Raw genomic sequence first — 12,339 nt, forward strand, 5'->3', positions numbered from 1 at the left:
GACGGCTTGGAGGCAGCCAGTAAGATCCACTCCCGCGGACAGTGATCGCTGTCGACGGCATCGGGAAGGTCGTGTGTCATGAGTGAGCTGGTGATGGCACTCGCCAGGCGGACCTGGCCGTGGTGGGCCATGCTCCGGGCAGTCGTCGTCGCGCTGTGGTTGGTGGCGGCGGCGACCGCCTGGTGGACGGCGCCGCGCCAGCAGAGCTACGCAGACGCCAGGGCGGACGTGGACGCCAGACAGATCGCGGCGTACCAGTGGGGCGATCACTGGGACGGAAACAACACCCGGCGGTGGTTCGGCGCGGCCAGTTTGCAGTCGTCCGGCAAGCCCGGGCCGCTGTTCGCGTGGCGGACCCCGGGCGGCCGGTGGCACTGGGCGGACACCACCGAGTTCGGCGAGGTCACCGTCACGGACGCCGAGGATGCGAAGAACTACGACGGGCCCGGCGCCGCCGCCCTGGCGAAGGACCTCCGGGACGCGGGCCTGGAGAACGAACTCGGCGATGTGGCGCCTCCCCAACTCGTCGCCGGGATCGAGATCGTCCTCGGGGTGCTGTTCCTCGGCGTGCTCGTGTTCGGCCCGGCCCCGCGGCGGGGCACCCGGTGGTACTGGTTCTGGCTGGTGTCCTTCGCACCGTACGGGCTCGGGATGCTGTTCTGGATGTTCCGGGACCATCCGTGGTCGCAGTCCGTCGCGGTGCCCGGTGAGGGTCGACAGCGCGACAGCGGCTTCCGCGGTCTGCTCGTCGGCATCGTGGCGGCGTTCGTGATCGGGCTGGTGGTCCTGGCGCTCCAGAGCGTCCTCGGCGACCGGTGGGTGCCGCGCGTGAACTGAGCACCAGATGGTGAAGCACCCCGGCGGGGGCGGCCGGGGTGCTTCACGTTTCCTGCGGGCTCAGCTCTGGACGAAGACCGCCACTGCCCGGGCCGGGACGGAGAAGGTGCCCGTCGCCCTGTCGAACGACGCCGTCCGCAGCGTCGGGTCGGCGGAGCCGCGCAGCACCGGGTGCAGCGCGACATTGGCGCCCCTGAGCACCGGCACGGCCTGCTTCGTGGCCGCCGGGGTGGCGTTGAACACGACGGTCACCGACTTCCAGTGCTTGTCCAGGCCGCGCCCGTCGAGCCGCATGACCAGCACACCGGGGGTCTCCGCGGTGCCGGACAGCGGGAACGACACTCGCTTCTGCACCTCAGCGGCGCTGGGCAGCCCGAAGACCGGCGACGACCGCCGGATCCTCAACAGCTCGGCGTAGCGGGCGTCGGCCAGCTGGATCGCGGCGCAGTCCGGCGTCAGCTTCGCGTCGGCCAGCAGCGGCTTCGCGTACTTCCACTTGTCCTCGTTGTCCTTCGCGGGCGGCAGGCCCTTGCGGAAGCCGTTGCCGTCCGCGCAGTTCCAGAGGATCTCGTTGAACCAGTCGCCGGAGTTGAACGAGTTGCGATCCAGCGACTTCGATCGCAGCCGCTCGCTGCCCGCGGTGACGAAGCCGACGCCCTGGCCGAGGGCGGTGGTGGCCAGCGCCACGGTCTGCATCCGGGCCCGGTCCGCCGCCGAGGTGCCCTGCGGCAGCTTGTACGCCAGGGCGTCGTACAGGATCTCGTTGTCGTGCGCGTCGACGTAGGTGATCGCCTCGCCGGGCGCCGCGGTGTACCCGGCCGGGGCGCCGTTGTAGTCCACCCGGGCGCCGGTGACCTGGTGTCCCGTGGTGTCGGCGAACCGGTATCCGGCCAGGTTGCCGGACAGGCCGACCTTGATCAGGTCCTGGTAGTGCAGCAGGCGGGCCTTCTGGTCGGCGGCGCTGCCGTTGACCGGGTCACCGTTCGGGTCGGTGAACAGGCCGGACGCGAAGCCCTGGATGCGGGGGTCGCCGTCGAACGGGCCGCCGCCGCGGACCGCGTCGCGCAGCCGGTCGTTGAACGTGCCGATCCCGGTACCCGCCATGTTGGCCTGGGTGGCCTGCACGAAGCGGGCGTCGTTGGCGACCTCGCCGAAGTTCCAGCCCTCCCCGTACACGTAGATGCTCTTGCCGTCGACGCCGTCCCTGGCCGGGGTGAGCCGGTCCAGGGCGGCGCGCACCGCGAGGATGTTCGCCTTCGGGTGGTGGCCCATGAGGTCGAACCGGAAACCGTCCACCTTGTACGCCTTTGCCCAGGTGACCACGGAGTCGACGACGAGCTTGCCCATCATCGCGTTCTCCGGGGCCGTGTTCGCGCAGCAGGTGGAGTTGGCGATCGTGCCGTCCTCCAGCAGGCGCTGGTAGTAGCCGGGCACGATCTGGTCGAGCACCGACTGCGGGTCGGTGCCGGCGGCCGCGGTGTGGTTGTAGACCACGTCCATGACCACGCGCAGCCCGGCGCCGTTGACACCCGCCACCATCTGCCGGAACTGACGGGTACGCGCCGACGGGTCGGTCGCGTAACCGCCCTCCGGGGTGGTGTAGTGCAGCGGGTCGTAGCCCCAGTTGTAGCCGTCGGCGTCGGCGACCGCGGTGACGCATTTCTGCTGCTCGTCGGAGTCGGCGGGCAGCTTGGGCAGGTCGCAGGCGGGCTGCTTCTGGTCGGCCCGCTTCTCACGCGTGGAGGCGAAGTCGAACGCGGGCAGCAGGTGCAGGTGCGTGGTGCCGGCCTTCGCCAGCTGACGCAGGTGGGTCATCCCGGCGGCGTCCGGGTGGGTGAAGGCCTCATACGTGCCGCGCTCGGCCGCCGGGACCGTGCCGTCGGCAATCGAGAAGTCGCGGACGCTCAGCTCCGAGACCTGGATCTTCGCGGACGGTACGGCGGCCGGCTTGCGCAGCCCCGACCAGCCCGCCGGGGCGAGCTTCGGGTCGGCGAGGTCGGCGATCTGGCTGTGCGTGGAGTCCACCGACAGGGCGAGGGAGTACGGGTCGGTGACCGACGCGGTGACCACCTTCTGCGCGGCGGGCTGCCACGCGGTGACCCGGTACCGGTAGTACTTGCCGGTCCAGTCGCGTCCGCCGGTGGCCGACCAGACGCCGGTGCGGTCGTCGCGGGTCATGTCGACCGTGCGCGGGGCGGCGGCCGGGGTGTCGGACAGCTCCAGCGTCACGTCCTGCGCGGTGGGCGCCCACACCGCGAGGGTGGGGCGGCCGCCGCTGAACGTGGGGCCGAGGCGGGCGGCGGTGGCGGCGGCGTACAGGTCGTCGAGGGCTCCCGCGACCTGGACGCCGGTGGCCGAGCGCAGCTTGCCCGCCGCGTCGCGTTCGGTGACCGCGACCTGCCCGCGCAGCGCCTCGGCGACCCGGCGCTGGTCGCGCTGGTTGAGGTGGAACGCGGTGTACTGCCACAGGTGCGGGTACTTGGCGCGCTGCGCCTCGGTGAGCCCGGTGCGGACTGCGGTCAGCCGCAGGCTCTGGTGGGCGCCGGTCAGGTCGCCGTCGGTGACGCCGAGGCCACCCGCCGGGGCGTACACGAGGTCGTAGACGCGGCCGTCGGTGGCCGCACCGATCGGGTCGAGGGATCCGGCGGTGCCGGTCTTCCACGCGATCGTGGACCGGTCCAGCCAGATCGCCCGGCTCTTGGCCAGGTCGATCTCGCCGCCGCCGACGACGGCCTCCTGCGGCAGCAGCCGCTGCGGGTCGCCCGCCAGCAGCCACACCTCACGCCCGGCCTTGGCGAAGTCGAGGCGCTGGTCGGCGGGCAGGTCCTTGGTGTCGCCCTTGTGCAGGATGTAGTTGAGCCCCTTCGCACCGGCGGCCAGCGGCACCCGGAACACCGCGCCGAACGCGTCGGTGCCGGACGGCTGCAGCGGGCTGCCCCAGTCGGTGGGGCTGGCCGCGCCGTCCCAGACGTGCATGCCCCAGCCGGAGTAGTCGCCGTCGGCGCGCCGGTAGTGCACGATCGCGGTGTTCTCGTCCTGCGCCGGGTCCGGCTGGCCGGTGGCGGCCTGCCGGGTCGGGTACACCGTGGCGTCGCCCTGCTTGAGCCACACCTCGGCGTCCTTGGTGGGGTCGACGAAGCGGTCCTGCTCGACGTCCTTCCGGCCGTCCTTGCTGACCACGATGAACCCGACCTTGGTGCCGCCGGGCTTCACCTTCACCCAGGCGAACCGGCCGTACGAGTCCTCGCCCGCGAACGGCTGGCCCTGCGGCCAGGTGGTCTGCGCGGAGGGGTCGATGTCGCCGAAGGCGTACAGGCCGTAATCGTCGTAGCCGCCCGCGGGGCGCTGGTAGTGCACGAGCGCGTAGCCGGGACCGGCCGTGGTGACCGGGGTGCCGACCCGGGCGGTCGTGGTGGTGGAGGCGGTACGGCCCCGGCTGTCGCGCACGACCGCCTTGTAGTGCAGTGGCGTGCCGCCGGCCAGGCCGGTCAGGTCGTGGTACACCCGGTACGGGGCCCGCCGGGCGGTGCCGAGCAGCTGCCACGGGCCGGTGCCGGCCCGGGCGGCGAAGGTGACGGTGGCGGTCGGGTCGCCGGTGGTCTGCGCGACCAGCTCGGTGCGCGAGGGCACCAGCGCGTCGGCGGCCGGCGCGGTGAACGCGACCGTGGGACCGGCCGTGGGGACCACGACCGGCGTTCCCGCCTGGTAGACGACCGTGGACAGCGCGGGGACCGTGACGGTGAGCTTGCCGTCGGCACCGGACGAGATCGCGCCGGTCGCGCCGTACTTGGCGGCGAAGCTCGCGGACGGGGTCCAGGTGTCCACGGTGACCGTCTGCGCGGTGGTGGCGTTGTTCGCCGCGACCAGGTACTCGGTGCGGGTGCCGCGGTCGATGCGGGAGGCGGCGAAGACGCCCGGGCCGTCGGCGGCGTACCGGGTGAGCTGGACGCCGTCGCGCAGCGCCGGGTTGGCCTTGCGGAGCGCGGCCAGCGCGGCGATCGTCTTGTACACCGGGTGGTTGGTGTCGTAGTTGTCGACCGCGTGGGTGCGGTCCGTGCCGATCAGGTCGTCGTCCAGGTAGTCCTTGGTCCTGCTGGCGAACATGTCCTGACGGGCGTCCTTGTCGCCGCCGGCGCCGGTGAAGCCCTGCTCGTCGCCGGAGTACACGACCGGCTGGCCGCGGGTGAGGAACATCAGCTCGTGGGCGAGTTCGTCGCGGCGCAGGAAGGTCGACGGGTCGGCGCCGCTCTTTTCGATGAACGAGCCGATGCGGCCCATGTCGTGGTTGCCGAGGAAGGTGGGCAGCCGGTCCGCGCCGGTGTCGCGGGCGGTGTACAGGTCGTCCTTGGCGTACACGTCGGCGAGGGCCTTGGCGGAGCCGTCGCCCTTGGCGAAGCCGGACGCCGCGGACTGGAACGAGAAGTCCAGGGTGGCGGGCAGGCCGCCGCGCCGCACGTACGTGGACTCGACCTCCTGGTCGCCGCTGTAGACCTCGCCGAACATGAAGAAGCCGGGCTTGCCGGCCTTCTTCGCGGCCGTCGTGATGTCGCGCGTGAACGTCGTCCAGAACGGCAGGTCGGTGTGCTTGACCGTGTCGATGCGGTAGCCGTCGACACCGGCCCCGGTAATCCAGTCGGCGTAGATCTTGGTCATGCCGCGGACGACCTCGGGGCGCTCTGTCCACAGGTCGTCGAGGCCGCCGAAGTCGCCGTACTCGCTGTTCTCGCCGACGAAGCTGGAGTTGCCCCGGTTGTGGTACATCGTCGGGTCGTTCAGCCACGCCGGGGTCTTGACAGTCGCGTCGGACGGCGTGGTGAAGACCGGCGTGTACGGGAACGACTTGGTGTTCACGGCCGGGAAGGTGCCGTCGGTGTAGTTCCGGTCCTCGAACGGGCGCCCCTGGGCGTCCCGATACGGGGTGGTGGCCTTGTCGACGTAGTCGTACTTGTCGCCCTTGTACTTGATGACGTCGGCGGTGTGGTTGACGATGATGTCGAGGAAGATCTTCATGCCGCGCTTGTGCGCGAGACCGACCAGCCGCTTGAGGTCGGCGTTGGTGCCGAAGTGCGGGTCGACCCGGGTGAAGTCGGTGATCCAGTAGCCGTGGTAGCCGGCCGAGATGTCGGAGCCGTTGATCTGCACCGGCCGGTTCTTGAAGACCGGGGCGAGCCAGATGGCGGTGGTGCCCAGGCCCTGGATGTAGTCGAGGCGGTCGATGATGCCCTTGATGTCGCCGCCGTGGTAGAAGCCCTTGTCGGTCGGGTCGTACCCGGTGCTCAGCCGGTCGCCCGACAGGTTGCCCCTGTCGTTGCGGGTGTCGCCGTTGGCGAAGCGGTCCGGCAGGACGAAGTAGTACTGCTCGGCGGGCGCGGCCCGGTCGGAACCCCAGAGGGCCATGACGGCGGCGCTCGGCGCGGCGGGTGCGGCGGCGCGCTCAGCCGGGGCGGCGAGGGCGCTCGCGGGCGGGGCGATCAGGCTCGTGACCAGCGCTGCGGCCAGCGCGAGGCGAGCGGTGCGGCGCCGGTTCACGCGCCGGTGCGGGAGGGTGCCGGGACCGGGGGCGGGTCCGCGACGGTGCGCTGCTTCCACATCGGAGCCTTCCTATGGGCTGGTGTGGAGGCACGCTAAACCTGTTTCATCGATGTGTGCAAGAGTTTGCAATAACCGTCGGGTAACGCCAGCGCCTTACGCAAGAAACATTCGCGAAACGGGCGGGCCGCCCGATCCCCCCCTCAGGTGGGACGTGTCGGCCCGCCCGAATCACGGCCTTGCTCACGGCTTCAGCCGAACAGCTCTCCGATCCGGTCAGGACACGACCGTTGCCTGCGCCAGGGACAGCGCGAACCGCTGCTGCGGGTCGGTCCACCAGTGCCGCAGGGCGAAACCGGCCGCGGCCAGCTCCCGCTGTACGCCGTCGCGGCGGAACTTCGCGGACACCTCCGTACGCAGCTCCTCGCCCGCCGCGAAGCCGACCGTCAGGTCCAGGTCGCGGACGGACACGGTCAGGTCCCGTCGGGCCCGCAGCCGCATCTCGATCCACTCGTTCTCCGCGTCCCAGAGCGCGACATGTGCGAAATCGTCCTCGACGAAATCGGCATGCAACTCCCGGTTCAGCACCCGCAGGACGTTGCGGTTGAACGCGGCGGTCACCCCTGCCGCGTCGTCGTACGCGGGCACCAGCGTCGCCGGGTCCTTCACCAGATCCGTGCCGAGCAGCAGGTACTCCCCGTCGTCCAGGACCGCGCGCAGGTCGCCGAGGAACTCGGCCCGCTCGGCGGGCAGCAGGTTGCCGATCGTGCCGCCCAGGAACGCGACCAGCCGGTCCCCGCCGCGCGGCACCGCCGAAAGGTGCCGGGAGAAGTCGGCGACCAGACCGCGCACGCTCAGGCCCGGATACTCCACGATCAGCTTGTCCGCGGCGTCGCGCAGCGCGGCCGGGGACACGTCCAGGGCCACGAAGCCGCCCAGGGTGCCGTGCGCGGTGAGCGCGTCCAGCAGCAGCCGGGTCTTCTCCGACGAGCCCGAGCCCAGCTCCACCAGGGTCTTCGCGCCGGTCAGCCGGGCGACGTCGGCGGCGTGCGCGGCCAGGATGTGCCGCTCGGTCCGCGTCGGGTAGTACTCCGGCAGCCGGGTGATCTGCTCGAACAGGTCGCTGCCCCGTGCGTCGTAGAACCACTTCGGCGGCAGCCACTTCGGGCTGGCGGTCAGGCCCGCGGTGACGTCGGCGCGCAGCGCGCGGGCCAGGTCCTGCTCATCGAGGTGGATCTCCAGATCGAACACGCTCACGGTCTCCCTAGTGGTGTGAGGTGGATTCCGGCGGGCCCGGCGACGAGCAGATGCCCGTCCGGTACCGCCCGCCAGCCGGGGTCGTCGTCCAGGGGCTCGGAGCTGACCAGCACGGAGCCGTCGCCGTGGCGCACCGACAGGGCGTGGCCCACGGCGGTCGCGGCGATGCTGGCGCCGTCGGTCAGCAGCAGGTTCAGCCGGGAGCCGGGAGCCGCGGCGCTCACCTCGGCGACCGTGGCGGCCACCGCCGCGGCGGGGGTGTCGCCCGCCCGCAGCCGGTGCCGGACCAGCGCCCACAGCAGCGCGGAGTCGGTGGGCGCGTCGAGGGTGAGCAGGTCACGGGTGGGCAGCCGGGCAGCCGGCCCGGTCACCGCCTCCGGCCAGCCCGCCACCACCCCGTTGTGGCTGAACAACCACGACCCCTCGGTGAACGGGGCGGCCGCGGTCGAGGTCACCGGCATCGTCTCGGTGGCCGAGCGCACCGCGGCCAGCACGGCACCCGCGGCGGTCGCGGCGGCCAGGCCGGGCAGTGCGGCGTCCGCCCACATCGGCCGGTCGGACCGATATCGTACGGGCGGCCCGGCGCCCGGATACCAGCCCACACCGAAGCCGTCCGCGTTGATCGTGCCGCCGCCGCGCATGTCCTTCGGCGCCCACGACTGGCGTACCAGGGCGTGCGGCGCCTCGAACAGCAGCCGCGACAGCGCCAGCGGCGGCCCCAGGTAGGCCAGGTGGCGGCACATCAGGCGGACTCGCCGGGCTCCGCGTCACGGGCACACCGGAACCCCGCGAAGATCTGCCGCCGGATCGGGTAGTCCCAGTTGCGGAACGTGCCCCGACAGGCCGAGCGATCAGTGCCGAACGAGCCGCCGCGCAGCACCTTGTAATCCGGGGAGAAGAACACCTCCGAATACTCCCGGTACGGGAACGCCCGGAACCCGGGGTAACCGTGGAAGTCGGTGCTGGTCCACTCCCAGACGTCGCCGATCAGCTGCTGCACGCCCTGCGGCGAGGCCCCGTCCGGGTAGGCGCCGACCGGGGCGGGTGACAGGTGTCGCTGACCCAGGTTGGCGTGCCGCTCCTGCGGATCCTCATCGCCCCACGGGAACCGGCGCGAACGGCCGGTGGCCGGGTCGAAGCGGGCCGCCTTCTCCCACTCGGCCTCGGTCGGCAGCCGCCGCCCCGCCCACGCCGCGAACGCCCGCGCCTCGTGGAAGCAGACGTGCACCACGGGCTCGTCCGGGACCACCGGCGCGGTCCGGCCGAACCGGGTGTACACCCAGCGGTCGCCGTCGCGGCGCCAGTGCAGCGGCGCGCCCAGCGAGGCCCGCTGCCGGTGCGCCCAGCCCGCCCCGCTCCACCACCGCTGATCGTCGTAGCCGCCGGCGTCGATGAACTCCGCGTACCGGGCGTTGGTGACCGGGGCGACGTCGAGGTGGAAGGCGGGCACGTGCACCACGTGCGCGGGGCGCTCGTTGTCCAGCGCCCACGGCTCGGTGTCCGTGCCCATGGTGAACGGGCCGCCCGGAATGAACACCTCACCGGTGGCGGGCACCCGCGCGGGCGGCAGCGGCTCGGCGGTCAGCACCGGCGCCCCGGTACGCAACTGATGGGTGGCCAGCATCGTCTCGTCGTGCTGCTGCTCGTGCTGGACGATCATCCCGAACGCGAACCCGTCGGCCACCAGCGGGCGGCCGTCCAGGCGCACCGCGTCGAGGACGTCGAGGGCCTTGTCGCGCACCTGCGACACGTACGCGCGGGCCTCGGCGGGGCCGAGCAGCGGCAGCGCGGGACGGTCGGCGCGGGCGTGCTGGAACGCGTCGTACAGCTCGTCGATGTCGCGGCGTACCGGCTCGCGGCCGCCGACGTCGCGGACCAGCCACAGCTCCTCCTGGTTGCCCACGTGGGCGAGGTCCCACACCAGCGGGGACATCAGCCGGGAGTGCTGGCGTACCAGGTCGTCGTCGTCCACGGCCCCGGTGAGGGTGGTGGTGCGCCGGCGCGCCCTGTCCAGTTCGGCGGCCACCGCGGTGCGCAGGCGTTCGGTCTCGACGGTCATGTGGGAGTCCCTTCCACGACAGCGGGCGGTCAAACAGCAGACAACTCGCTGGTCAGGCCAGCAGGCGGTGGTCGATGGCGGCGTGCACCCGGCTCTGCAGGTGCGCGGGCAGCCCGGCGCGGTGCAGGGCGCGCCCGGCGAGATCGAGTACCTCGCGGGCGGCGCCGCGTACGGTGCGGTCGGCGAGACCCGCGCGGGCCGCGGGCAGCCAACGGTCGGCCGCCGGGGCGGCGGCGGCGCGGGCCGCGTCCGTGGTGGCGTCGTCGGCCAGCAGCGCCGCCAGGACGGCCGCCGGGGCCAGCCACCCGTCGCCCGGCTGGGTGTCCAGGTAGCGGACCTCCAGGTAGCCGCGCGGGCGCACCGGCGGGAACAGCGTGCTGAGGTGGTACTCCAGGTCGTCGGCGGTGGGCGGGCGGGGCAGCGCCCCGCCGAGCCAGTCGGCGAAGGTGACCCCGGGCGGCGGGTCCCAGCAGCCGCCGTCGCGGCGCACGCACAGCAGCGGCGCGGCCATGGCGTACCCGATCCAGGCGCCCACCGGGTCGGCGCCGGTGCCGACCGGCCGGGTGCGGGCGGGGTCGATGCCCAGCCAGGCCCGCATGCGGGTGGAGGCCCACCCGGTGTCGCGGCCGGCGTGGCGCGAGGAGTTGGCGAACGACGCCAGCAGCACCGGGCCCAGCTCGGTGACGGCCGCGAACCGGTCCGCCAGCCGCGGTGCGGGGCCCGCGTCGAGGCAGACCTGCAGCCCGGCGGTGCTGCACATCATGGTGCGCCCGTGCTGCCCGCCGCGGTCGAAGGCCCGCTCCATGGCGGTGTAGCGGGGGCTGTCGAGCAGGCGCCGCGGCTCCCGGTACGGGTCGATGCCGGTGTCGCCCAGGCGCAGGCCGTGCCCGGCCAGCAGGCCGGTCAGTCGGGCCAGATCCGCGTCGACCGCGGTGTGCAGGTCGGCCAGGGTGGCGGCGGGGGCGGAGGAGATCTCCAACTGCCCGCCGGGCTCGACGGTGACCTGGCCACCGCCCGGCAGCGGGCGGGGCGGCACCGGCTCGGCGGGGTGGTGCGGCACGGGGTCGGCGAGACTGTCCGGGGCGTACGCGCCGAGGGCCTCGCGCAGCGCGGTGACCGTCAGCGGGCGGTCCGGCGCGTCGTCGTGATGGGTGGTGAACTCCAGTTCGACGCCGATGCGGCTCGGGGGGCCGGTCTTGAAACAGATCCCCGACATGTGCTCCGCGGCCTGATCCTCGTCGCGCAGCACACGAGAGTCCTCGGCGGTGCCGGGCCGGACAATCGCCACGATTCTCCCAGGGTTGCGGACGTTCTCCTGGACGCTACCCGCTGGCGGGCCGAGGTGACAGGGATAGCCCGCATCGACGGGCATGGCGGCACGTCGGCCGCCGGACCCCGTGCACTGGCCGCCGACAAGATCGGCGGTCGTGCGCACGCGGCACTCGCTAGGCTGACCGCGTGACGCCGCCGGAACCTCGCGGGCCCCTGGCCGGGACACGGATCGTGGAGCTGGAGAGCCTCGCGCCCGGCCCGTTCGGCTGCATGATGCTGGCCGACCTGGGCGCGGACATCGTGCGCATCGACCGGCCGGGTGGCCCTGCCGCGGGCCGGATCGCCCCGCCCGCCACCGCCCTGCAACGCGGCCGCCGGGTCGTGCCCCTCGACCTCAAGTCGCCGGCCGGGATCGCCGACGTGCTGCGCCTCGTCGAGCGCGCCGACGTGTTCGTCGAGGGCTACCGGCCCGGCGTCGCCGAGCGGCTCGGGCTGGGACCGGAGGTCTGCCGGGCCCGCAACCCGCGCCTGGTGTACGCCCGGATCACCGGCTGGGGCCAGGACGGGCCGCTGGCGGCGCGCGCCGGGCACGACATCGGCTACCTCGCCGTGGCCGGTGCGCTGGAGCCGCTGCGGCGCGGCGACGAAGCGCCGCGCGCCCCGCTGAACATGCTGGCCGACTTCGCGGGCGGCGGGATGCTCATGGCCGTCGGGGTGCTGGCCGCGCTGCTGGAACGCGAACGCTCCGGCGAGGGACAGGTCGTCGACGCGGCCATGGTGGACGGTTCGGCGCTGCTCACCACGTTCCTGCGCGGCATGCAGCAGACCGGACTGTGGCCGGCGCCGCCGGGCGGGAACCTGCTCGACGGCGGGGCGCCGTTCTACGACACGTACGCGACCGCCGACGGCGGCTTCGTGGCCGTGGGGGCGCTGGAGCCCGCGTTCTACGCCGAGCTGCTCGACGGTCTCGGCCTGACCGGTGAGGCCGGCCTGCCCGCCCAGTACGACCCCGCCGGGTGGCCGCGGCTACGCCGCCGGTTCACCGAGGTGTTCGCGCAGCGCACCCGCGACGAATGGGCCGCGGTGTTCGAGGGACGCGACGCGTGCGTCTCCGCGGTGCTCTCCCCCGGCGAGGCTCCCGGCCACCCGCATCACCGGGCCCGCGACACGTTCCTGACCGTGGGCGGCGAGGTGCAGCCCGCACCGGCGCCACGCTTCGACCGGACACCCGCGGCGCCGCCACGCCCGGCGCCCGACCCCGCCCGCGACGCGGTGTCCGTCGCCGACGTGCTCGCCGGGTGGGCCTGACCCGCGCTCGGCCGGCCCCGGTGTGCCGGGGTCGGGCGAACCGGTTGCCGCCCGGGCGCGCGAGGGCCACCGTATGG

7 protein-coding genes are annotated in these 12,339 nt (G+C 73.2%); 2 read left to right on the forward strand and 5 right to left on the reverse strand.

Annotated elements, in window-relative coordinates:
• Nucleotides 1-78 precede the first annotated feature (78 nt).
• Nucleotides 79-837 (forward strand): hypothetical protein, encoded by a 759-nt coding sequence (locus ACMCNN_RS14470; protein ID WP_412746715.1) that lies wholly within the window; start codon nucleotides 79-81, stop codon nucleotides 835-837.
• Between the two features lie 60 nt (nucleotides 838-897).
• Here ACMCNN_RS14470 and pulA read toward each other — a convergent pair whose 3' ends face one another.
• From pulA to egtA, 5 genes are all read right to left on the reverse strand, one after another.
• Nucleotides 898-6,366 carry a pullulanase-type alpha-1,6-glucosidase gene (pulA, locus tag ACMCNN_RS14475; RefSeq protein ID WP_412746716.1) on the reverse strand — a complete coding sequence of 1,823 codons (5,469 nt, stop codon included), beginning with the start codon at nucleotides 6,364-6,366 and terminating at the stop codon, nucleotides 898-900.
• Between the two features lie 276 nt (nucleotides 6,367-6,642).
• A complete protein-coding gene (egtD, locus tag ACMCNN_RS14480) occupies nucleotides 6,643-7,623 on the reverse strand; it encodes an L-histidine N(alpha)-methyltransferase (protein WP_412746717.1) in 981 nt (326 codons plus the stop codon).
• Nucleotides 7,620-8,366, reverse strand: a complete 747-nt coding sequence (egtC, locus tag ACMCNN_RS14485; RefSeq protein WP_412746718.1) for an ergothioneine biosynthesis protein EgtC — start codon at nucleotides 8,364-8,366, stop codon at nucleotides 7,620-7,622. The genes egtD and egtC overlap by 4 nt, the downstream gene beginning before the upstream one ends.
• The gene (gene egtB / locus ACMCNN_RS14490; RefSeq protein WP_412746719.1) at nucleotides 8,366-9,682 is read right to left on the reverse strand and encodes an ergothioneine biosynthesis protein EgtB; all 1,317 of its coding nucleotides are present in this window, start codon (nucleotides 9,680-9,682) and stop codon (nucleotides 8,366-8,368) included. Before egtB ends, egtC begins: the two co-directional genes overlap by 1 nt.
• Before the next feature lie 52 nt (nucleotides 9,683-9,734).
• Nucleotides 9,735-10,964, reverse strand: coding sequence for an ergothioneine biosynthesis glutamate--cysteine ligase EgtA (gene egtA, locus ACMCNN_RS14495; RefSeq protein ID WP_412747173.1), 1,230 nt, complete (start codon nucleotides 10,962-10,964; stop codon nucleotides 9,735-9,737).
• Between the two features lie 176 nt (nucleotides 10,965-11,140).
• Between egtA and ACMCNN_RS14500 the strand changes: the two genes are divergently transcribed.
• Nucleotides 11,141-12,262: a CaiB/BaiF CoA transferase family protein gene (locus ACMCNN_RS14500; RefSeq protein WP_412746720.1), complete on the forward strand. Its 1,122-nt coding sequence runs from the start codon at nucleotides 11,141-11,143 to the stop codon at nucleotides 12,260-12,262.
• The last annotated feature ends 77 nt before the right edge of the window (nucleotides 12,263-12,339 follow it).

Origin of the sequence: Krasilnikovia sp. MM14-A1004 (assembly GCF_047159485.1) — a bacterium.
Classification (GTDB): domain Bacteria; phylum Actinomycetota; class Actinomycetes; order Mycobacteriales; family Micromonosporaceae; genus Actinoplanes.